Source organism: Bacillus sp. FJAT-50079, assembly GCF_018343515.1.
GTDB lineage: Bacteria > Bacillota > Bacilli > Bacillales > Bacillaceae_C > Lederbergia.
The window spans coordinates 25,171-48,605 of record NZ_JAGYPD010000011.1; the positions used below are offsets into that span (position 1 = coordinate 25,171).

Here is a 23,435-nt window from a genome sequence, read left to right on the forward strand (position 1 = left end):
GGAGCCATGTATTTCTATAAATGAGGAATGAAAAATGAACTATACAAAGAATGTGCATGAATTAATTGGGCAAACACCGTTATTGGAGATTACTTCTTTCCCATTACCGGTCGGTGTACGATTGTTTGCAAAGTTGGAATATTTTAATCCAGGTGGAAGTGTAAAAGACCGACTTGGTTTATATTTGCTTGAACAGGCAATGAAGAGTGGCTGTCTGCAAAAGGGCGGCACGATTATTGAACCAACCGCAGGCAATACAGGGATTGGTCTTGCGCTCGCCGCACTGAAATACGAGGTAAAGGCTATTTTCGTTACTCCTGAGAAGTTTAGCTTGGAAAAACAAACATTAATGCGCGCACTTGGAGCAAAAGTAGTCAATACACCAACAGAGCTGGGAATGGAAGGAGCCATTCAGAAAGCAAAGGAATTGCTCTCAAGTATTCCTGGTGCCTATTACCCGGGGCAATTTCAAAATGCTGATAATCCGGCGACATACTATAAAAGCTTAGGCCCGGAGTTGTTTGAGGCGCTAGATGGAAAGATTGATATATTTGTAGCAGGAGCTGGTTCTGGTGGAACGTTTATGGGGACCTCTCAATATTTAAAAGAGCGATTAAAGAATGTCAAAAGTGTCATTGTTGAACCAGAAGGATCGATTTTAAATGGCGGTGAGCCAGGACCCCATCGAACGGAAGGGATTGGCATGGAATTTTTGCCGCCATTTGTCGATCGCTCTTATTTTGACGCCATTCACACGATTTCTGATTCAGAAGCCTTCTATTATGTAAAGGATTTGGCTAAAAAGGAAGGATTATTAGTCGGCAGTTCCTCGGGCGCAGCCATGGCGGCTTCGCTAAAAGAAGCAGAAAAGGCAACACCAGGTACGAATATCGTTACAATTTTCCCTGATAGTAGTGAACGTTATATTAGCAGTAATATTTACGATGAGGTGAACAAATAATGAAAAAAAAGACAAGATTGATTCATGGAGGAATTAGTCGTGACCCATATACGGGAGCTGTTTCGATTCCCATTCACCATGCGAGTACATTTAAACAAAATGGTGTGGGAAATTTTGAATATGAATATGGTCGAACCGGAAACCCAACAAGAGAGGCACTTGAAAAACTAATCGCGGATATTGAAGGCGGGGTACGCGGCTTTGCTTTTGCATCTGGGATGGCCGCGATCACCGCTGTTGTGCAATTATTTTCTAAGGGAGATCATTTTATCTTTACAGATGATGTATATGGCGGAACATTTCGTCTTATGACGAAAGTGCTTAATAAATTCGGCATTGATGTGACTTTTGTCGACACAACGGATATAGATCAAGTAAAAGCTGCCATCCGTGAAAACACGAAGGCAATTTATGTCGAAACACCGACGAACCCATTGTTGAAAATTACCGATCTTGAGAAGATAAGCGCAATTGCTAAAGAGCATGAACTAATGTTGGTCGTTGATAATACGTTTAGTACACCGTATTGGCAAAATCCAATTTCTCTAGGAGCCGATATTGTTTTACACAGTGCGACAAAATATTTAGGCGGACATAGTGATGTCGTATCAGGTCTTGTCGTCGCAGCAAACGAAGATCTTGGTAATGACATTCATTTCATTCAAAACTCAACAGGCGGTGTGCTAGGGCCGCAAGATAGCTGGTTATTAATAAGAGGAATTAAAACATTGGGCATTAGAATGGAAGAAATCGAAGCGAACACGAAGGAAATTGTTAAATTTTTAGTTGAACATCCCGCGGTTGGAAAAGTCTATTATCCTGGGCTTGAAAATCATCCTGGCCATGCGACGCATAGAAAGCAAGCGGATGGATTTGGCGGGATGATTTCTTTCACAGTCGAAAGTGAAGAAAAAGCGTTGGCCCTTGTCAAAAATGTTCAATATTTTACATTGGCTGAAAGTCTAGGAGCGGTAGAAAGTTTAATTTCAGTACCTGCATTAATGACTCATGCATCGATTCCAAGGGAAAGAAGATTGGAGCTTGGAATTGAAGATGGACTCGTGCGTATTTCCGTCGGTCTTGAGGATGTTGAAGATTTAGTAGCAGATCTTAAACAAGCCCTAAATTAAAAATGTACGCCACATACTACGTTAAAAAAACCATTTTGAGCAATTTTTCAAAATGGTTTTTTGTCATCTTTCGATATTGGCTTCGTTATTATTTGCGATATAATCTTTTTTCAAGAATAATTTTTGGCTCTCCATTTTCATCCGTATATGTACCGATCACATCGAATCCATTTTTTATATTTAATACGAGCATATTACGCCATTTATTCTTTGTTTTTGTTTGAATAATCTTATACCCTTTTTCTTTTACATATTGATGTTGCTTTTCCATTAGTTTAGAGGCAACACCATGATTTCTATAAAACTCATCTACCCCGCCCAGCCAACTATAAAATTTAACGTTACTGAGTTTATAGCCAATTTTGTAACCGACTACTTTTGTGCCATCTATTGCAACATGAATGAGCAACTCGGACTTATCTTCCATTTGTTGAATAGATTGAGCATCGCCAAAAATCTTTTCGTGCAATCGTATGATACCATCCATTATTTTCTTTTCAGGAATAGTAATAAAATGGAGATATTTAATATCCAAATTGATCTTTCACCCTTCTAAATTATAGCTATATAGTATTTATTCCTCATCACAATCGAATAAACCTTGTTTACTAAAAGAAAAGAAGAAGCAGCTTAATGAACTGCTTCTTCTTTTCATTCATTATTTATTTTTCGAGATTAAAAGCATTTTGAATTTCTTTAATTAATTGATTTGCGCCTTCTCTGCTTAGCACTAACTTTCCGCCAGCTAGGAATGCGTTGTCATCGGAAACATCACCAGTAATATGACAAGTCATACTTGGTTTATATTTTTTTAAAATGATTCTATCATCGTCTACATAAATTTCAAGAGAATCCTTTTCTTCAATCCCCAATGTGCGGCGAAGTTCAATTGGGATAACAACCCGGCCTAACTCATCGACTTTACGGACAATACCTGTAGATTTCATCTCTTTTCCTCCCAAAATGTAAAAAATGTTTCCTTCATTAATCGCCATTATTCGACAATTTTTTCTATGTTTCTATCATACCAATTTTCCCCAAAAACGTCAATTACTTAAATTTTTAAATCTTCATAACCGATGGGATGCATGAGTAAACGCATTCATACGGAAGCATACCAATGTTCACAAGTTGCGAAAATAGGCATTTTCACGTATATTTTGATGATATAAGAGGAAATGATGGCAATAATCTATTTTCGTGCTTTGTACTATTTTGATGGAGGGAAAATCATGAAGGAAAAATTGAAAACATTTTATTTAACGACTCCGATTTATTATCCCAGTGGAAATTTACATATAGGGCACGCTTATACAACCGTTGCTGGTGATGCGATGGCTCGATATAAGCGACTGCGTGGATATGATGTCATGTATTTAACAGGAACGGATGAACATGGACAGAAGATCCAAAAGGTTGCCAAGGAGAATAATGTTACACCACAAGAATATGTCGATGAAATCGTAAGTGGAATCCAAGAATTATGGAAAAAACTTGATATTTCCTATAATGATTTTATTAGAACGACGGAGCAGCGTCATAAGGAAATTGTCGAAAAAATTTTCCAGCGTTTACTAGATCAAGGTGATATTTATCTTGATGTATATGAAGGCTGGTATTGTACACCTTGTGAGTCCTTTTTCACAGAGCGTCAGCTTGATGAGGGGAAATGTCCGGATTGTCACCGTCCCGTAGAAAAAGTAAAAGAAGAATCGTATTTCTTTAAAATGAGTAAGTATGCTGATCGATTACTGAAATATTACGAGGAAAATCCAGACTTTATTCAGCCTGAATCACGGAAAAATGAGATGATTAATAATTTCTTGAAGCCTGGTCTTGAAGACTTAGCTGTTTCAAGAACGACATTTGACTGGGGGATTAAAGTGCCTGGAAATCCAAAGCATGTGATTTATGTTTGGATTGATGCGTTGTCAAACTATATTACTGCATTAGGCTATGGTACAGACAATGATGGAAATTTTGTAAAATATTGGCCTGCTGATGTGCATATCGTCGGCAAGGAGATTGTTCGATTCCACACAATTTATTGGCCGATTATGCTAATGGCACTTGATTTGCCGCTTCCAAAAAAAGTATTTGCCCACGGTTGGCTGTTGATGAAAGATGGAAAAATGTCGAAATCTAAAGGAAATGTAGTAGATCCTGTCACGTTAATCGATCGTTATGGATTAGATGCCCTGCGCTATTATTTATTGCGTGAAGTACCATTTGGTTCTGACGGAATTTTTACTCCTGAAGGATTTGTCGAAAGAATTAACTTTGATTTAGCAAATGATCTTGGTAACTTATTAAATCGTACGATCGCTATGATCAATAAATATTTTTCCGGCGATATTCCGGCATACGAAGGTGATGTGACGCCGTTCGACAAAGATCTGCGCACAATGAATGAAGAAATTGTTGAGCATGTTGAAAAAGCAATGGACAATATGGAGTTTTCTGTTGCACTTACATCGATCTGGCAGCTTGTGAGCCGTACAAATAAATATATCGATGAAACAGAGCCATGGGCTTTGGCAAAAGACGAAGATAAGAAACAAGAACTTGGCAGCGTAATGGTGCATCTTGTCGAATCATTGAGAAGAATTGCGATTTTACTCAAACCATTTTTAACGAAGACACCATCTAATATCTTTACTCAGTTAAATATCGACAACGAGGCGCTCACATCGTGGGAAAGCTTGAAAATATTTGCGAATCTTCCCGAGGGAGTTTCTGTCGTTTCTAAAGGTGAGCCAATCTTCCCAAGACTAGAGATGGAAGAGGAAGTTGCTTATATTAAAGAGCAAATGCAAGGAACTGCTCCGAAAGTGGAAGAAGAGAGTGAAAATAACGATCAATTGCCGGAAATCTCTATTGATGACTTTATGAAAATTGAGTTAAGAGTCGGACAAGTAACTGCTTGTGAACCGGTTAAGAAAACGAACAAGCTCTTAAAGCTGCAACTTGATCTTGGCTATGAAAAACGTCAAGTTGTTTCAGGGATTGCTGAATTCTATAAGCCGGAAGAATTAATCGGTAAAAAGGTCATTGTCGTAGCCAATTTAAAACCAGTGAAACTTCGTGGAGAATTATCCGAAGGAATGATTTTAGCTGGTGAAAAAAATGGCGTCCTCTCGGTTGCAGAAGTTGACCAAACATTAGAAAATGGTGCATTTGTAAAGTAAATGTAATAAAACGTAATATTCGAAAAGATATTGAAAAGTAGCGACATAGAGAGAATAAACAGTAATTATGTATGACGATTACTTCTCTCTATGTTATTTTTTGTAATATAAATGTTAGTTTACTGTGATAAATGTTACGAAATTATGGATTATACTCAATGAAGGAGACAAAAAGATGCTTTTTGATACTCATGTACATGTAAACGATGATCAATTTGCTGAAGATCTTGAAGAAGTAATGGCAAGAGCAAAGGCATCCGGAGTAGCCAATATGGTTGTTGTTGGTTTTGACCGGAAAACAATTGATCGTGCATTAGAACTAATTGAAACTTACGATTTTTTATACGCTAGTGTCGGTTGGCATCCTGTTGATGCACTTGATATGACCGACGAAGATTTACGTTGGTTAGAAGAAGTTTCCGCACATCCTAAGGTCGTAGCCTTAGGTGAGATGGGACTTGATTATCATTGGGATAAATCACCGAAGGACATTCAAAAAGAAGTGTTTCGGAAGCAAATTAGGTTAGCTAAAAAGGTTCAATTACCCATCATCATACATAATCGTGATGCAACTCAAGACGTAGTAGACATTCTAAAAGAAGAGCATGCGGAGGAAGTAGGAGGCATTATGCATTGTTTTACTGGCAGCCCTGAGATCGCCAAGCAATGCTTAGATCTAAACTTTTATATTTCCTTAGGTGGCCCAGTTACATTCAAAAATGCAAGAGTACCAAAAGAAGTCGCCGTCCAAATTCCGTTAGACCGATTGCTCATTGAAACCGATTGTCCTTATTTAGCCCCACATCCATATCGCGGGAAAAGAAATGAGCCAGCTTACGTCAAATTAGTTGCAGAACAAATCGCGGAATTAAAAGAAATTTCTTTTGAGGAAGTGGCAGCTGCAACAACGGCAAATGCAAAAAAACTCTTCGGCATTGATTGACAAAATTTGAGTCCATCGATCCTTTGAAAAGTCCTGCCTTCAGCAGCGTAAATGTCATTTTTTCTACAAACTTTGCTTCTCCGTTGATTGATTTTGTCGTTAAATCTTCCTTTGCAAATTGGAAAACGATGTGCATAATAGGGCGTACATTCCAAAATGGTAAGGGGTTGACAAATGACAAACAATGTCTTTATAATCTCTCGGAGAAGAAGGAGGCGTGTTTTGTGAACACAGAACCATCAGATAAACCGCTGTTATCAGCGGTAAGTCGAAAGAAACTAGGGCTTATTATTGCTAGTTTCCTAGTGTTTGTAGCAACTTTGAGTATTTTAGCTTACGAAGGGACAAAGAAAACCGTTGCGCTTGTGATCGATGGCGAGCAAGTAGTCGTGAAAACACATGCAAAGACGATTGACGATGTTTTAAAGGAACTTAACATAGAGATTAAAGATGTCGATTTTTTATCCCACCCTAGAGAAACAGAAGTGAAAAATAAACTGCATGTAATCTGGGAACCGGCTAGACAAATTGCTTTAGTAGATGGAAATGAGGAAAAGCAATTCGTCTGGACGACAGCAAAAACAGTCGAGGAATTTTTTGCTAGTGAAAATATTACAGTCAGCGAACATGACAAAATCAATTTTTCACTCGAAGATAAACTCATAGACAATATGAATCTTACGATCGAGCGAGCCTTTCCACTTGTTTTAAAAGATGGCAATGGAGAAGAAGAGGAAGCCTGGACAACTTCGGCTACCGTCGCTGACTTTTTAGTGCAACAAGGAGTTACTCTTGGCAATTTGGATCGAGTGGAGCCAATGCTAGATGAGAACGTGGAGCCAAACGGCGTCGTAAACGTCATCCGCGTTGAAAAAGTCACCGATGTGGTGGAAGAACCAATTGATTTCGCAGTTGTGACTAAAAAAGATGAAAGCTTAGCAAAAGGTACAGAAAAGGTCGTACAGGAAGGCGAAAAGGGCCTTCTGAAGAAAGAGTTTGAAGTAACGAAAGAAAATGGTGTGGAAGTTAGCCGCACACTTATTGCTGAAAGCAAATTGAAAGATAGCGCAGATAAAATTGTTGCAGTCGGTACGAAAGAATTGGTTGCACAAGTATCTCGCGGTCAAGCGTCTGCAGCGAGCACGGCAAGTGAAGCTGCCCCAAGTAGCGGGAAAGAATTGTATGTTGATGCAACAGCTTTTACCGCCTATTGTAACGGTTGTTCAGGAGTTACGGCAACAGGTATCAATCTGCGGTCGAATCCGAATGCAAAAGTGATCGCCGTTGACCCAAATGTCATTCCGCTTGGTTCCAAAGTGTGGGTAGAAGGCTATGGAAATGCGATTGCTGGCGACACCGGTGGTGCAATTAAAGGAAATCGAATTGATGTGTTTGTTCCAACAAAAGAGCAAGCTTATCGTTTCGGTACGAAAAAGGTAAAGATCCGTATATTAAACTAAATAATAGACTGTCTAAGCAGGAGGATTCATCCCCTGCTTTTTCTTTTTTCGTAAAAGCGGGTTATAATAAAAAAATGAAATATAACGTGCAGGAATGTATTCATATAGATAGACGTTCATTTAATTAAAAAGGTTTCAATGTTTTCGGAGGAAAAGATGAAAATTAAAGAAATTATTGTTGTAGAAGGAAAAGATGATACGAGAGCCATTCAAAGAGCCATCAATGCTGATACGATTGAAACAAATGGCTCAGCAGTTTCAAAAGAGACAATTGAAAAGATTAGGCTGGCACAAGCAGTCAGAGGGGTAATCGTGTTTACCGATCCTGATTATCCAGGGGAAAAAATTCGCAAGCTTATTGCGGAACATGTCCCAGAATGTAAACATGCTTTTATTGAGAAAAAGTATGCACTGCCTAAGCATGGACGTGGAATCGGAGTGGAGCATGCACCACCCCAAGCAATTATTGAGGCCTTACGAGATGCCCAGCAAATAGAAGAAGATGTAGAAGAGCAGATTACGAAGGACGACCTCATGGCTGCTGGTTTAATTGGTGGTCCTCTAGCAAAATCTAGAAGGGAACGATTAGGTGAGCTGTTGAAAATTGGCTATACAAATGGCAAGCAGCTTCATAAACGCTTAATGATGTTTCAAATTAGTCAAGCAAGCTTTGTGGAGGCCTTACAGTGCGTGTTACAGGAGGAGCAAAGGAAATGAAGAAGGATATTGCTACACCAATAAGAACGAAGGAAATTTTAAGTAAATATGGATTTTCATTTAAAAAAAGCTTAGGACAAAACTTTTTAATTGACCCAAATATTTTACGGAATATTACGAGCTTTGCAGAATTGACGAAAGAAACTGGAGCAATTGAGATTGGACCGGGAATTGGTGCTTTAACAGAACATCTGGCTCGGACGAGCAAGAAAGTAGTCGCATTTGAAATTGATCAACGCTTATTTCCAATTTTAGATGACACACTTTCCGCCTATGATAATGTTAAAATCATTCATCAAGACGTATTAAAGGCTGATATAAAACAGATCATCGCAACTGATTTTCATGATGTTCAAGATGTGATGGTAGTGGCGAATTTACCTTATTACGTAACAACGCCAATCATTTTAAAATTATTGGAAGCACATCTTCCGATTCGTGGACTGGTTGTTATGCTTCAGAAGGAGGTTGCTGATCGAATTGCTGCGAAGCCAGGTACTAAGGAGTATGGGTCACTATCGATTGCGATTCAATATTACACAATAGCTGAAACGGTCATGATCGTCCCTAAAACGGTTTTTATGCCTCAGCCGAATGTAGAATCAGCAGTTATCCGTTTAACGAAACGAGAGGCTCCAGCGGTTGCTGTGAAAAACGAAGCATTTTTCTTTCAAGTTGTAAAAACATCGTTTGCTCAACGGCGAAAAACGATTTTAAATAATTTAACAAATGGTTTAAATAAAGGAAAGGAAAAAAAGGAGGAAATTATGAGGGCGCTAGAAGCAGCGGATATTGCCCCTAACAGACGTGGAGAAACACTCTCAATCCAAGAGTTTGGGCTTTTAAGTGATTGTCTAGAAGCATCCTTTTCTGAACAAACAACTGATGAATAAATTATCCTCTTGAAATCGGCTTTATTGCCGATTTTTTTATCTTCCCTTCCTAATTCCAACTTCCCAAAAGACACATTCGTTCCTGCTATGGCATAGCCTATGACAGAGGATGTAATAATTCTGCTGTTCATTGGAGTTGATGGCCTTAATGGAAATCAATACACTTGTTGGACGAAAATCTTATCAATGCGATCTTTTATTTCGGGTAATTGCAATGAACCAAGTGAATGGTCAACAAATAGCTACATTATTTGGTGAGGATTTTCGGCTTGTTGCAGATGCGCCAATTGAAGACTTAATTGTCATATCGGAGGAAGAACGAACAAAAAAAATGTCCGAAGTTCGCTCGTTAGAGGAGCAATCTCTAAAACTTTTCCGTCAGGACGTAGATCTTCTTCGCCTTACTCAAGAATATAAAGCAACATCCAGCTATAAGCGAGAGCCAAATTATTTTCAAATCCCGGGTCGAGTGCTTCATCTAGATGGGGATCCTTCATACTTAGAGAAATGCCTTGATTTATATAAAACGCTTGGTGTCACGGTATATGGGATTCATTGTAATGAAAAAGAAATGTATCTACATGTTGGCTCATTGATTGAACATTATCGCCCCGATATTCTCGTTATTACTGGACATGATGCATATTCAAAAGCGAAGGGGAAAAAGATGGATTTACACGCATACCGTCATTCTAAATATTTTGTTGAAACGGTAAAAGAAGCGCGTAAAAAAGTCCCTCAACTTGATCAACTCGTTATTTTCGCTGGAGCATGTCAATCCCATTTTGAATCGCTTATCTATGCTGGAGCAAATTTCGCAAGCTCTCCGCATCGTGTGAATATTCACGCACTTGATCCTGTTTATATTGTATCGAAAATTAGCTTTACTCCATTTATGGAAAGGATCAATGTATGGGATGTATTAAGGAACACATTAACGGGAGAACGTGGACTTGGAGGAATCGATACGAAAGGTGTTTTACGTATGGGGATGCCATTTAAACCAGCAGAGATTGATGAATAACAAAGTAGTTGAAAGCATTGAGCGATTGCTCAGTGCCTTTTCTTCGAGTGAATTTCCTTCATTTATACATAAAGATAAAAAATTGGCACATACTAATGTTGGAAATTGGGTGATTTTGTTGTAAAAAAATGATTGACAACAGAACGGGTATATTGGTAAAATTAAATATTTATTTGACTTGATATTCAACCTGTGCTATAATTATTTACAGTGAGGTGGAGCGAATTGCCAAAAACATTAGCAAGCATTAAAAAGTCCCTTGATTCAAATTTGGGTAAGAGATTAATGTTAAAAGCCAATGGTGGCCGCAGGAAAACAATTGAACGTTCTGGGGTTTTGGCAGAAACTTATCCTTCAGTTTTTGTCATCGAATTAGATCAAGAGGAAAATGCTTTTGAGCGTGTTTCCTATAGCTATGCAGATGTACTAACCGAAACGGTTGAACTTACTTTCTATGAAGATACGGCTGGATCATTAGCATTAGGGCAGCAGTAAACATTCAGTGTTTACTGCTGTTCTTTTTTTATTTCTTAAGGAAATGATTACATTTAGGCAGTGAAGACCTATCGGTATTATAGAAGTGTCTTTGGGCAGTGTAAACTGTGCTAGAATATCCCACTTATAAAGAGTCCTATGATAATTATTAACTTCTTGTCAATAATATAAAAGCGGATAACAAAGGGGGATTTACTTTGGGTCGAAGAAGAGGTGTAATGTCAGATCGATTGAAGGTTGAATTGGCAAAAGAGCTTGGCTTTTATGATGTCGTCCAAGAAGAAGGTTGGGGCGGAATCAAGGCAAGAGATGCAGGGAATATGGTAAAACGAGCAATCGAAATTGCTGAACGTCAGCTTGCCGATAATAACGACAATGACAAATAACTTCTTAAATAGCCTGAAAACCGAATAGACGATCCGCAAAAACCGAAGCAAAGGCTTCGGTTTTTTTCGTCATTACCTGAAAAATTAGGTCTATACCGACGTCTCTTTTACCAAGAGTTTTGGAGTTAACTCTTTTCGTGGTAAAATGAAAAAAATAAAAGAGTCGGAAGACGAGCAGGTGATAAAAATGAAACTTTTAATGAAGGCCCCGGCGAAAATCAACTTATCTCTTGATGTACTCAGGAAGCGTGAAGATGGGTATCATGAAGTTGAGATGGTAATGACAACAATTGATTTGGCAGATCGGATTGAATTGGAGGAAACGAAGGAAGATCGAATTGAAATTATTTCTCAAAGTCGCTTTGTTCCTGACGACCAACGCAATCTTGCTTATCAAGCCGCTAAACTTTTAAAGGAAAGATACGGAATAAATGAAGGCGTAACAATCTCAATCGATAAAATGATCCCAGTCGCTGCTGGACTTGCTGGAGGCAGTAGTGATGCAGCTGCGACATTAAGGGGATTAAACGTATTATGGGGTTTAAGATTGCCACAAGAAGAATTAGCTGCGCTTGGAGCGGAAATTGGATCTGATGTAGCTTTTTGTGTTCATGGGGGAACAGCACTAGCTAAAGGGCGAGGAGAACAAATTACACCTCTTCCTGCACCACCCAATTGTTGGGTTATTTTAGCTAAACCATCCATTGGAGTATCGACTGCTGATGTGTATAGAAACCTTGACTTAAAAAGGATCAAGCACCCAGATACGATGGCGATGGTAAAAGCGATAGAGAATCAGCAATATGAGAATGTTTGTCGGAATATGGGCAATGTGCTAGAAGATGTCACATTGAAAATGCATCCCCAGGTCCTTCATATTAAAGAACAGATGGAGAGATTTGGTGCAGACGCGGTCATGATGAGTGGCAGCGGCCCGACTGTATTTGGATTAGTGCAGTATGACTCGAGGCTGCAAAGGATTTATAATGCTCTAAGAGGCTTTTGTGAACAGGTATATGCTGTACGGATGCTCGGTGATGAGGGAAGATAATGATGGACGAAGCTTGCTAATATCCGTACAATCGTGTATTATTACACTAATAATATTCGCATTTGGGATTGTACAGGAGGTTGAAGGATGAAATTTCGCCGTAGTGAGCGTCTTATTGATATGACTCATTATATATTGAATCATCCGAGAAAACTTGTTTCATTAACTTTTTTCTCAGAAAGATATAAATCAGCCAAATCATCGATTAGTGAGGATTTGGTCATTCTTAAAGATACATTTGAACACCAAGGAATTGGAACGCTACAAACCTTCCCTGGAGCTGCTGGAGGCGTTAAATTTATTCCGAAAGTAAAGCAAGATCAAGCAGAGCAATTTATTACTCGTCTTTGTCATTTGATGGAAGACCCAGATCGGCTATTGCCAGGCGGTTATTTATATACAACCGATTTGCTTGGTGATTCCCAAATATTAAATGAAGTTGGGAAATATTTAGCCTCTGCTGTATCAGAGCGTGATATCGATGTAATTATGACTGTTGCTACGAAGGGGATTCCGATTGCCCAAGCGGTTGCTAAACATTTAAATGTTCCTTTTGTGATCGTAAGGCGGGATAGCATTGTAACAGAAGGTTCCACGGTAAGTATTAATTATGTTTCGGGCTCATCTAAACGATTACAAACGATGTCCCTTTCTAAACGTAGCTTGAAAGAAGGGGCAAAGGTTCTTGTCGTCGACGACTTTATGAAGGCTGGCGGAACAATTAATGGCATGATTGACCTTCTTGCTGAATTCAATGCGACAGTTGCTGGGATTGCTGTACTGGTTGAATCAGAATATCAAGAGGAACGCTTAATTGATGATTATATATCACTCGTCAAATTGACAGACGTAAATGTGAAAGAAAAGAAAATTAGCGTTGTGAAGGGCAATTATTTTTCGAGCAATCTTGAATTTCTATTATAAAAATGAGGAAAGATGGAGGAGAAAAGATGAGAACCGTTTCTACAAATCAAGCTCCAGCAGCAATTGGACCATACTCACAAGGAGTCATTGTGAATAATTTGTTTTTTAGCTCAGGACAAATACCATTAACACCTGAAGGTGAGATGGTTACAGGTGATGTAACAGAACAGGCGCATCAAGTTTTCCATAATCTTCAAGCTGTTTTACATGAGGCAGGCGCATCATTTGATACAGTTGTGAAAGCGACTGTGTTTATTAAAAATATGGATGACTTTGCTACGATTAACGATGTATACGGCCAATATTTTACGACACATAAACCTGCGCGTTCATGTGTAGAAGTAGCACGTCTTCCAAAAGATGCTTTATTAGAAATAGAAGTAATCGCACTTGTACGTTAAAAGTAGCTGTTAAGAAGGAGGGCTCTAAAAAAGTCCTCTTAATATAAAGATCTACATAGAATACCGTTGGTTTTGGGCTTCAGCCAGAACGGAGATCAACACCTTCGTTTTACCTCTTTAACATTTTTTCAAAAAGTATATAACATTTTAGCGGAAAAACGATAAACTTAAAATGGTTTCATAGATCCCTTTTTTTAAGTTAACATACAAAGTTTCATTGATAATCAACCACCATCCTCTTTTATTGTGTATTTTTGAAATATTTACAAATAAAAGAAGGAGAAAAGTAATCTATGTTGAATACATAGTCTATGATTCAATCAAAAAGGTGGTGAACACAATGGAAGTAACAGACGTGAGACTACGCCGAGTCAATACAGAGGGAAGAATGAGAGCGATTGCATCGATAACCTTGGATAATGAATTTGTTGTTCACGATATTCGGGTGATTGATGGAAACAATGGTTTATTTGTTGCAATGCCGAGTAAGCGGACTCCAGATGGAGAGTTCCGAGATATCGCCCATCCGATTAACTCCAATACACGCGGTAAGATTCAGGACGTAGTATTGGCAGAATACCATCGTTTAGGGGAAATTGGAGAGCCGGAGCTGGAAGGGGCCGGGGCTTCCTGAATATAAAACTGTACCAAGAGCCTATTGTAAGGCTCTTTTTTGTGTGATAAGCAATACCTTTAAATAAGCAATTCAATAAGGTTATGTCTAATTTTCAAAGAAATTGTCGATTTCTTGAAAAGAATGGACATTTACGATATATTCATAAAGGAAAATAGGATATTGGAGGACCGTTTATGTCAAAAAGATTCGCTGTAATACTGGCTGCAGGACAAGGGACAAGAATGAAGTCAAAGTTATATAAAGTGCTCCACCCGGTTTGCGGAAAGCCAATGGTCGAGCATGTTATAGATAATATTTCAAAGCTTCGTTTTGATCAAACTGTCACAGTTGTTGGGCACGGAGCAGAGCTTGTGAAAAGTCATATGGAAGGAAGAAGTGACTTCGTTCTCCAAGAGGAACAGCTAGGGACTGCACATGCAGTTAAACAAGCGAAGGAATTATTGAACGGACAAAAAGGAACGACTCTTGTTATTTGCGGTGACACACCACTTATTAAGGCAGAAACGATGGAAGCTCTACTTGCATTGCATAACGAACAAGGCGCAAAAGCAACCATTTTAACGGCGTATACGAATGACCCGGATGGATATGGACGCATTATCCGCAATCAAGAGGGAATGGTTGAAAAAATTGTTGAACATAAAGATGCGAATGAAGCAGAACGAAGTGTGAAAGAAATAAATACAGGCACATACTGCTTTGATAATGTAGCTTTATTTGATGCGCTTGAACAAGTCTCAAATGACAATGCACAAGGTGAGTTTTATCTTCCTGATGTCATTGAAATATTAAAGCAGCGAAATGACATTGTGTCCGCATACCAAGCTCCGAGATTTGAAGAAACGTTAGGAATCAATGACCGCATCGCTTTAGCTGAAGCGGAACGTATTATGACAAAGAGAATTAATGAAGAACATATGCGTAATGGGGTTACAATCAAAGATCCTAACAATACGTATATTGGGGCGGATGTCGTGATTGGGAGCGATACAACCATCCTTCCAGGAACAATGTTGCAAGGGAAAACGATTATCGGAGAAAATTGTCTTATTGGACCGAATAGCGAAATAAGTGATTCAACAGTGGGGGATTATACGAATGTCCGACAATCAGTTGTTCATGATAGTTCGATTGGTTTGAAGGTTGAAATCGGTCCGTTTGCACATATTCGTCCTGAAGCCGTTATTCACGATGAAGTGAAAATTGGGAATTTCGTAGAAGTGAAAAAATCAGTAGTTGGAAAAGGAAGCAAGGCTTCCCATCTTAGCTATATTGGTGATGCTGAAATCGGTGCAAATGTAAATCTTGGCTGTGGCTCGATTACGGTTAACTACGATGGCAAAAACAAATACAAAACAGTCATCGAAGATCATGCTTTTGTTGGTTGCAATGCTAATCTTGTGGCCCCAGTAACCATAGGTAAAAATGCCTTTATTGCGGCAGGGTCAACGATTACAAAGGATGTTCCAGGAGAATCCCTTTCGATCGCACGCGCAAAGCAAGTAAATAAAGAAAACTATGTCAAGAAACTAAGTTTGAATAATTAATTGGAGGTTCAACATGTCAAATCAATATCTTGACCCAAATTTAAAAATATTTTCATTGAGTTCAAATCGTGCTTTGGCGCAAGAAATTGCGAAAGTAGTCGGGTTGGAACTAGGTAAATGTTCTGTAAATCAGTTTAGTGATGGAGAAATTCAAATTAATATAGAAGAAAGCATCCGTGGTTGTGATGTCTACGTTGTCCAATCGACGAGTGATCCAGTCAACCATCATTTAATGGAGCTTCTTATTATGATCGATGCATTAAAACGTGCATCGGCAAAAACAATCAATCTTGTTGTCCCATATTATGGATATGCTCGCCAAGATCGTAAAGCAAGAGCGCGTGAACCAATTACAGCGAAGCTTGTTGCTAATTTGATTGAAACAGCTGGAGCAACTAGAATGATTAACCTCGACCTCCACGCTCCACAAATACAAGGGTTTTTTGACATTCCTAATGATCACCTTATGGGTGTCCCAATTTTGGGTGATTATTTTAAAGCGAAGAATTTCAGCCGCGATGAAATTGTAATTGTTTCACCTGATCATGGTGGTGTTACGCGCGCAAGAAGGCTTGCTGATCGCTTAAAGGCACCTTTAGCGATTATTGATAAACGTCGTCCACGTCCAAATGTAGCAGAAGTGATGAATATTATTGGACATGTAGAAGGAAAAACAGCGATTTTAATTGACGATATCATTGATACAGCGGGGACCATTACACTAGCTGCAAATGCACTTACGGAAAGTGGTGCAAAAGAAGTATATGCATGCTGTACTCACCCTGTTTTATCAGGTCCAGCTATCGAACGGATTGAAAATTCTAATATTAAAGAGCTTGTTGTTACAAACTCAATCGTTCTTCCAGAAGAGAAGAAAATTGGTAAAATAAAGGAACTTTCTGTCGCACCATTACTTGGAGAAGCGATTATCCGTGTACACGAGAATCAGTCTGTAAGTAAGTTGTTTGATTAAATCAAATCTTGGGAACCTCATATCATTAGGTGTTTATCTCTTATTATGGTAGGGTATTTATAGGGACTATAAAACAATACATAAATAGGAGAGTGGATAATACTCATGAGTACATTGTTAGAAGCTACAACTCGTTCGAATGATCGTCACTCGCAACTAAGTGAACTAAGGGCGCAGGGCCATATCCCTGGGGTGGTTTACGGTTACAAGGTAGAAGACACACCTATTTCAGTAAATGGTAAGGATTTCGGTAAAGTAATGCGTGAAGTTGGGAGAAATGGTGTTATTTCTCTGGAACTGGAAGGAAAAAAGCTAAATGTGATTCTTCATGAATACCAGGAGGATCCTTTGCGGAAAGAAATTCTTCATACCGACTTCCTCGTTGTAGACCTAACACAGGAAATCGAGGCAAATGTTCGAGTGGAATTATTGGGAGAAGCTGCTGGAGTTAAAAATGGAGGATTGATGCAACATATTCTTCATGAAATTTCCATTACAGCTAAACCAGATGAAATTCCTGAAGTTATTCAAGTGGAAACTTCTAATTTGGAAATTGGGGATTCAATTACGATTGGTGAAGTAAAAGGGAATTACTCGATTGTATTCAATCATGAAGATGACGAACCGATTGCTTCAATTGCACCACCAAGAGAAAATGCAGACGCTGAAGCAGCAGAAGAGGAACAAGAAACAACTGAAGAATAATTGATATATGAGCGCAGCCTAAACAGTGGCTGCGCTCTGTTGTTTTAATAAATAGACATGAATTGATCATAAGCAAGCGCTTTTTTCCTTTGTTTGGAACGTATTTTTGGGTATAATAAAAGAAACCGGCTATCAAGGAATAAGAAACTGGAGTGTTTATAAAGATGAAACTAATTGCCGGATTGGGAAATCCTGGATCAAATTACGATAAAACAAGACATAATATTGGATTTGAAGTAATTGACGAATTGGCTCGTCAATTTGGAATGCCGCTTACTCAAACAAAATTTAATAGTGTTTATTCAATCATTCATTTAAATGGGGAAAAGCTACTCTTATTAAAGCCGCTTACGTATATGAACTTATCTGGGGAAAGCATTCGTCCGATGATGGATTATTACGATATAGATATAGAAGATCTATTAGTTATTTATGATGACCTTGATTTACCTGTTGGGAAAATTAGACTTCGTCAAAAAGGAAGTGCCGGCGGCCATAATGGAATGAAATCTACAATTGCCCATTTAGGTACACCGCAGTTCAATCGCATTCGAATTGGCATCGACCGTCCACCGGTTGGTATGAAAGTTTCTGATTATGTATTAAGTAAATTTCGTCATGAAGAATGGAAAACAATGCAAGAAGTCATACAAACATGTGCAGATGCCTGCAAAGAATGGGTTGATAAACCGTTTCTTGACGTTATGAATCGTTTTAACGTTAAATGATGAATAACTCCTTGCAAAAGCGATCATACTAATAAAGACTGATTGGATTGCGAGGAGGGTCTTCATGATTCATTATTATTGCCGTCATTGCATGGCTAAGATGGGTACGCTTGAACAAGCATCATTAAAAGAGGAACAACTAGGTATACAAGCTTTAACGGCCCAAGAAAGAGAAGAAATGATTTCTTACGACTCGAATGGAGATACCTATATACAAGCAATTTGCGAGGATTGCCATGATGCTTATACAAAAAATCCCGATTTACATCAATATGATTACTTAATTCATTAAAAAGCTTTGGAAAGAAGTCCAAAGCGTTTTTCCCGTTTTAAGAAAGTATAAAAATTTTCAGCTTGTGGATAAATTTATTCTTGTTCAATTTTTGTCCAGCTTCAGCGCCTAGCGCTTAGCAAACTTCGATCTTCCTACGATAAGTCAACATCAGTTCGCTAAATAGCGGTTTACTGTGTTTCCTTTATTTCGTCAGGAGAACCTTCAGTTTGTACGTCGCTAAACAGGCGCTTACGCTTTTGTTCATTTGCATGAAAGGGAAGAGGAGATAGATATGCAAGGTTTACAACAGTTAATTTTACAGCAAGGGGAGATTCAATCCATCGTTTCTGGGGTTGAGGAAAATTTAAAGGAACAACTCATTGCTGGTTTAACAGGGTCGGCAAGAGCAGCATTTATAGGCGCGCTGGCTGTAAAAACAGGAAAGTCAGTCGTTCTTGTTACTCATAATCTTTTACAAGCCCAAAAACTACATGAAGATCTAACGCAATTTATTGACGAAGGGAGATTATTTCTTTATCCGGCAAATGAATTGATTGCGGCTGAACTTAGCATTGCAAGCCCGGAGTTACGTGCCCAAAGAATTGAAGCATTAAATTACTTAGCATCGGGGAAACGCGGTGTTTTTGTCGTTCCAATGGCGGGTTTAAGGAAGGTTTTACCACCACCTTCTGAGTGGAAACAGTATCAGTTGTATCGGAAGGTAGGAATGGAGATTGACTTAAATGAGGATGTATCAATCCTTATTGAAATGGGATATAGCCGTGTGGATATGGTAAGTGCTCCAGGTGAGTTTAGTGTACGCGGAGGCATTATTGATATTTACCCTTTAACCGAAGCGGACCCAATCCGAATGGAGCTTTTTGATACAGAAATAGATTCAATTCGTAGTTTTTCAATCGACGATCAGCGATCGAAGGAGAAAAAAGATGATGTGATCATTGGGCCAGCGGTAGAATCTCCAATTAAGAAAAATCAACTATTAAAAATAGCAGCAGAACTTGATGTCGGGTTAGCAAAATCTTTAAAGCGGGTCTCCAACAATCAGGCGAAAGAGCGGTTGATTGAAAATATCGGTTTTGATTTAGAAAAATTGCGAAATGGTCAAAAGCCGGATAACCTCTTTAAATATTTATCACTTGCCTATGAAAACTCTGCAAGTTTACTAGACTATATATCTAATGATGATGTTATCGTTTTTGATGAGATGAGTCGAATTCAAGAAATGAATGAAAGGCTGGAGAAAGAGGAAGCGGAATGGTTTACGGCGTTGTTGGAACAAGGAACAATCATTCATGATTTATCCGTATCACACTCGCTTGTACAGCTTTTAAGCGCGAATCAATCACCACGAGTATATTTATCATTATTTATGAGACATATTCCAAACACGAATCCGCAAAACATTGCTAATATCCCGTGCAAGCCAATGCAAAACTTTCATGGTCAAATGCATGTACTAAAAGCAGAAGTAGATCGCTGGAAGAAAAATAAGTTTTCAATTGTCTTCTCTGCGCCAGATGAACAACGGGCAAAGAAAATGAATGCAGTTTTACTTGATTATGAAATTGAAGCGGCGATTGTGAAAGATCCATCAAAAGTGATTTCTGGTGCTCAGATCATGATCGGAACATTGCAAACGGGATTCGAATTGCCAATGGCAAAAGTAGCGGTTATCACGGAGCAGGAAATTTTTAATAAAACGACACGAAAATCAAAGCGCCGTCAAAAGCTTTCAAATGCGGAAAGAATCAAAAGCTATTCGGAGCTCCAAGTAGGAGATCATGTCGTTCACGTGAATCATGGGATTGGTAAATATTTAGGGATTGAAACATTGTTGATAAATGGAGTCCATAAAGATTACCTCCATATAAAATACCAAGCAGACGATAAATTATATGTACCGATTGAACAAATCGATCTTGTGCAAAAATATGTAGGATCTGAAGGGAAAGATCCGAAAATATATAAGCTTGGTGGCAGCGATTGGAAACGAGTAAAGAAAAAAGTAGAATCGTCTGTAAAGGATATTGCGGATGATTTGATTAAGTTATATGCCGAAAGGGAAGCGGCGAAAGGATATGCGTTCTCCCCAGACAGTGAGATGCAACGCGAGTTTGAGGCATCCTTCCCATATCAAGAAACAGAAGATCAATTACGCTCAGTTGTAGAAATAAAACGTGATATGGAAAGAGAGCGGCCAATGGATCGTCTTTTATGTGGAGATGTCGGCTACGGAAAAACAGAAGTGGCCATTCGTGCTGCATTTAAATCGATTGTTGATGGTAAGCAAGTAGCCATTCTTGTTCCGACAACCATATTGGCGCAGCAGCATTACGAAACAATCAAAGAGCGTTTTCAAGATCATCCGATTAATATCGGCTTATTAAGCCGCTTCCGTACGAAAAAGCAACAGACGGAAACGATGAAAGGTTTAAAAAACGGCACGGTCGATATTGTCATTGGTACACATCGCTTACTTTCAAAGGATATTCACTTTGCTGACCTAGGTTTGCTGATTGTCGATGAAGAGCAGCGGTTTGGGGTTACACATAAAGAGAGAATAAAGAAATTAAAAACGAATATTGATGTTCTCACATTAACGGCGACACCGATTCCGCGAACTTTGCATATGTCTATGCTCGGAGTACGGGACTTATCGGTCATTGAAACGCCGCCCGAAAATCGCTTTCCTGTGCAAACATTTGTCATGGAGTATAATGGTTTGCTTGTAAAGGAAGCGATTGAGCGAGAATTGGCAAGAGATGGACAAGTATATTTTCTTTATAATCGTGTAGAAGATATTGAGCGCAAAACAGAGGAAATTTCAATGCTAGTTCCAGATGCGAGAGTTGCCTATGCACATGGGCAAATGACTGAATCGGAACTAGAATCGATTATTTTAAGCTTCCTTGATGGTGAATTTGATGTATTGGTAACGACGACGATCATTGAAACTGGTGTTGATATACCGAATGTCAATACACTTATCGTTCATGATGCTGATCGGATGGGGCTTTCACAGCTTTATCAGCTAAGAGGACGAGTCGGACGGTCCAATCGGATTGCCTATGCATATTTTACGCATCGACGCGATAAAGTGTTGACAGAGGTTGCCGAAAAACGTCTTCAAGCCATTAAAGAATTTACCGAGCTTGGTTCTGGATTTAAAATTGCGATGCGTGACCTTTCAATTAGGGGAGCTGGGAACTTATTAGGAGCACAGCAACACGGATTTATTGATTCCGTCGGGTTTGATTTATATTCACAAATGTTAAAAGAAGCGATTGATGAACGAAAAGGTAGCATGGACGTGAAGCAGGTACTTTCTCTTGATGTTGACCTTGAGCTCGATGCCTATATTCCGGATACTTACATTCGTGATGGACATCAAAAAATTGAGATGTATAAGCGTTTCAGAAATATTGATTCAATGGAAGAACTTGAGGAATTACGTGAAGAAATGGTTGATCGCTTTGGGGATTATCCACCACAAGTAGGCTATTTATTCACTGTTGCAGAGATGAAGCTTGATGCTCGAAAAGTGAAATTGGAATCGGTCAAACAATCCAAATCAATCATTGCTATGTTTTTATCTGAAGAGGGGACAAGTGAAATTGATGGGAAGAAAGTGTTTGATGTTTGTTCCAAACATGGTAGAGGGATTGGACTTGGAATGGATGGCAATAAGTTAAAGATTAGTATTCAAACGAATCGATTACGCACGGATGAATGGCTAGCGATCGCGACAGAGATTATTAAAGATCTCGAAAAGGCAAAAAAATAAGTGAGGACCTCTTTTTTTCAGGTAAAATTACCTATGTCATCTAAAAATTTACTTGATGATGTATAGAACTCAATAACTGAAAGATACTAAATTCAATCACTGATGGAATAAACTGATCAATTCGGAAGCGATTGTAAGTAATTTTTCTACATGAAGACTTCCGAGAAAATCATCTGATGAAAGAGAGGCAACATAAGATGAAGGCAACAGGTATTGTCCGTCGTATTGATGATTTAGGAAGAGTTGTAATCCCGAAAGAAATTCGTAGAACCCTTCGAATTCGAGAGGGAGACCCACTAGAAATATTTGTCGATCGAGATGGGGAAGTCATTCTCAAAAAGTATTCACCGATTAATGAACTGGGGGACTTCTCAAAGGAATATGCTGAGGCGCTGTTCGAAAGTTTAGGAAGCTCTGTTTTAATTTGCGATCGAGATGAAGTAATTGCAGTTGCTGGAGGCTCCAAAAAGGACTATTTAAATAAACATAATGGTGAAATTATTGAAAAATCAATGATGGAGCGCACTTCATATTTGGAAGGAAAGGCGGGAAAAGTCTCTTTATTAGATAGTAATGAAGAAGAGGTCTCGTCTTACACTGTTGCACCAATTATTGCAAGCGGTGATGCGATTGGTGCGGTTGTTATCTTTTCAAAAGATCGTACGATTGGTGAAATTGAACAGAAATCAGCAGAAACAGCCGCTAGCTTCCTTGCGAGACAAATGGAATCTTAACAAATGATTCTCTGCTACGAGTGTTGATTTTCGTTGCAGGTACTCGCTTTTCGCGGGCGGATCGGGAGCCTCCTCGGCGCTGAACGCGCCTGCGGGGTCTCACGTTATCCGTTCATCCCGCAGGACAATGAATAAGCTTACCTGAACCTGCACCGCACGAAGGAAATGCGAAGTATTTTCGAGAAGTTTCGCACCTTTCACTTCAATCAACACAGTGAAATTTAGCTAGAAGTATAAACAAAACTTTTTATTTAACAATGTTAAAAAAATATGTTGTTTTGCCTTTTAGCATACCGATCTAACGTGCACAAAAGACGACTCGAAATTCAAAAAGTGAATTTTAAGTCGTCTTCTTGTCTATTTACCTCCTTTTACCCCCTAAAAATGTTATTAAAAAACATTGGTTATAGATTTTTAGCAGATTCCGTTGATTGTAGCGTAAGCCGGCGACTCCTGCGG

General features: G+C 38.8%; 23 protein-coding genes. 21 read left to right on the plus strand and 2 right to left on the minus strand.

Going from position 1 to position 23,435, the window contains the following annotated elements; translation table 11 throughout:
* Positions 1-34 precede the first annotated feature (34 nt).
* The gene (locus tag KHA95_RS22285; RefSeq protein WP_213139773.1) at positions 35-961 is read left to right on the plus strand and encodes a PLP-dependent cysteine synthase family protein; all 927 of its coding nucleotides are present in this window, start codon (positions 35-37) and stop codon (positions 959-961) included.
* Positions 961-2,091, plus strand: a complete 1,131-nt coding sequence (locus KHA95_RS22290; protein WP_213139774.1) for a bifunctional cystathionine gamma-lyase/homocysteine desulfhydrase — start codon at positions 961-963, stop codon at positions 2,089-2,091. The genes KHA95_RS22285 and KHA95_RS22290 overlap by 1 nt, the downstream gene beginning before the upstream one ends.
* A gap of 88 nt (positions 2,092-2,179) precedes the next feature.
* Here the strand turns inward: KHA95_RS22290 and KHA95_RS22295 are convergent, their stop codons facing one another.
* Both KHA95_RS22295 and KHA95_RS22300 read right to left on the minus strand, forming a co-directional pair.
* A complete protein-coding gene (locus KHA95_RS22295) occupies positions 2,180-2,626 on the minus strand; it encodes a GNAT family N-acetyltransferase (protein ID WP_249317219.1) in 447 nt (148 codons plus the stop codon).
* A 127-nt stretch (positions 2,627-2,753) separates the two neighbouring features.
* Entirely contained in the window at positions 2,754-3,038 is a 285-nt protein-coding gene (locus KHA95_RS22300; protein WP_213139775.1) for an AbrB/MazE/SpoVT family DNA-binding domain-containing protein, read from the minus strand.
* Between the two features lie 234 nt (positions 3,039-3,272).
* On the opposite strand from KHA95_RS22300, the gene metG reads away from it, so the two are divergent.
* The 19 genes from metG (at position 3,273) to spoVT (ending at position 22,976) form a co-directional block, all read left to right on the plus strand.
* Positions 3,273-5,279 (plus strand): methionine--tRNA ligase, encoded by a 2,007-nt coding sequence (gene metG / locus KHA95_RS22305; RefSeq protein WP_213139776.1) that lies wholly within the window; start codon positions 3,273-3,275, stop codon positions 5,277-5,279.
* Between the two features lie 175 nt (positions 5,280-5,454).
* A complete protein-coding gene (locus tag KHA95_RS22310) occupies positions 5,455-6,222 on the plus strand; it encodes a TatD family hydrolase (protein ID WP_213139777.1) in 768 nt (255 codons plus the stop codon).
* 224 nt (positions 6,223-6,446) lie between these two features.
* Positions 6,447-7,682, plus strand: coding sequence for a ubiquitin-like domain-containing protein (locus tag KHA95_RS22315; RefSeq protein ID WP_349305516.1), 1,236 nt, complete (start codon positions 6,447-6,449; stop codon positions 7,680-7,682).
* A 156-nt stretch (positions 7,683-7,838) separates the two neighbouring features.
* Complete coding sequence (gene rnmV, locus KHA95_RS22320) at positions 7,839-8,399, plus strand: ribonuclease M5 (RefSeq protein WP_213139778.1); 561 nt, start codon at positions 7,839-7,841, stop codon at positions 8,397-8,399.
* On the plus strand, positions 8,396-9,292 hold the full coding sequence (gene rsmA / locus KHA95_RS22325; RefSeq protein ID WP_213139817.1) for a 16S rRNA (adenine(1518)-N(6)/adenine(1519)-N(6))-dimethyltransferase RsmA: 897 nt from the start codon (positions 8,396-8,398) through the stop codon (positions 9,290-9,292). The genes rnmV and rsmA overlap by 4 nt, the downstream gene beginning before the upstream one ends.
* Positions 9,293-9,440: 148 nt before the next feature.
* Positions 9,441-10,316, plus strand: coding sequence for a sporulation peptidase YabG (yabG, locus tag KHA95_RS22330; protein WP_213139779.1), 876 nt, complete (start codon positions 9,441-9,443; stop codon positions 10,314-10,316).
* Between the two features lie 225 nt (positions 10,317-10,541).
* The gene (gene veg / locus KHA95_RS22335; RefSeq protein ID WP_213139780.1) at positions 10,542-10,811 is read left to right on the plus strand and encodes a biofilm formation stimulator Veg; all 270 of its coding nucleotides are present in this window, start codon (positions 10,542-10,544) and stop codon (positions 10,809-10,811) included.
* Positions 10,812-11,008: 197 nt separating this feature from the next.
* Positions 11,009-11,197 (plus strand): small, acid-soluble spore protein, alpha/beta type, encoded by a 189-nt coding sequence (locus tag KHA95_RS22340; RefSeq protein ID WP_213139781.1) that lies wholly within the window; start codon positions 11,009-11,011, stop codon positions 11,195-11,197.
* Between the two features lie 187 nt (positions 11,198-11,384).
* Positions 11,385-12,248, plus strand: a complete 864-nt coding sequence (ispE, locus tag KHA95_RS22345; RefSeq protein WP_213139782.1) for a 4-(cytidine 5'-diphospho)-2-C-methyl-D-erythritol kinase — start codon at positions 11,385-11,387, stop codon at positions 12,246-12,248.
* Between the two features lie 87 nt (positions 12,249-12,335).
* Positions 12,336-13,172, plus strand: coding sequence for a pur operon repressor (purR, locus tag KHA95_RS22350; RefSeq protein WP_213139783.1), 837 nt, complete (start codon positions 12,336-12,338; stop codon positions 13,170-13,172).
* A 26-nt stretch (positions 13,173-13,198) separates the two neighbouring features.
* Complete coding sequence (locus tag KHA95_RS22355; RefSeq protein ID WP_213139784.1) at positions 13,199-13,573, plus strand: RidA family protein; 375 nt, start codon at positions 13,199-13,201, stop codon at positions 13,571-13,573.
* 340 nt (positions 13,574-13,913) lie between these two features.
* Positions 13,914-14,207, plus strand: coding sequence for a septation regulator SpoVG (gene spoVG, locus KHA95_RS22360; protein WP_213139785.1), 294 nt, complete (start codon positions 13,914-13,916; stop codon positions 14,205-14,207).
* A gap of 176 nt (positions 14,208-14,383) precedes the next feature.
* Positions 14,384-15,757 (plus strand): bifunctional UDP-N-acetylglucosamine diphosphorylase/glucosamine-1-phosphate N-acetyltransferase GlmU, encoded by a 1,374-nt coding sequence (glmU, locus tag KHA95_RS22365; RefSeq protein WP_213139786.1) that lies wholly within the window; start codon positions 14,384-14,386, stop codon positions 15,755-15,757.
* Positions 15,758-15,770: 13 nt separating this feature from the next.
* The gene (locus tag KHA95_RS22370) at positions 15,771-16,730 is read left to right on the plus strand and encodes a ribose-phosphate diphosphokinase (protein WP_213139787.1); all 960 of its coding nucleotides are present in this window, start codon (positions 15,771-15,773) and stop codon (positions 16,728-16,730) included.
* Between the two features lie 105 nt (positions 16,731-16,835).
* Complete coding sequence (locus tag KHA95_RS22375; RefSeq protein ID WP_213139788.1) at positions 16,836-17,435, plus strand: 50S ribosomal protein L25/general stress protein Ctc; 600 nt, start codon at positions 16,836-16,838, stop codon at positions 17,433-17,435.
* A gap of 164 nt (positions 17,436-17,599) precedes the next feature.
* The gene (pth, locus tag KHA95_RS22380; RefSeq protein WP_213139789.1) at positions 17,600-18,163 is read left to right on the plus strand and encodes an aminoacyl-tRNA hydrolase; all 564 of its coding nucleotides are present in this window, start codon (positions 17,600-17,602) and stop codon (positions 18,161-18,163) included.
* Between the two features lie 64 nt (positions 18,164-18,227).
* On the plus strand, positions 18,228-18,455 hold the full coding sequence (gene fin, locus KHA95_RS22385; protein ID WP_213139790.1) for an anti-sigma-F factor Fin: 228 nt from the start codon (positions 18,228-18,230) through the stop codon (positions 18,453-18,455).
* 274 nt (positions 18,456-18,729) lie between these two features.
* Entirely contained in the window at positions 18,730-22,242 is a 3,513-nt protein-coding gene (gene mfd, locus KHA95_RS22390; protein WP_213139791.1) for a transcription-repair coupling factor, read from the plus strand.
* Positions 22,243-22,439: 197 nt separating this feature from the next.
* A complete protein-coding gene (gene spoVT / locus KHA95_RS22395) occupies positions 22,440-22,976 on the plus strand; it encodes a stage V sporulation protein T (protein ID WP_213139792.1) in 537 nt (178 codons plus the stop codon).
* Positions 22,977-23,435 lie beyond the last annotated feature (459 nt).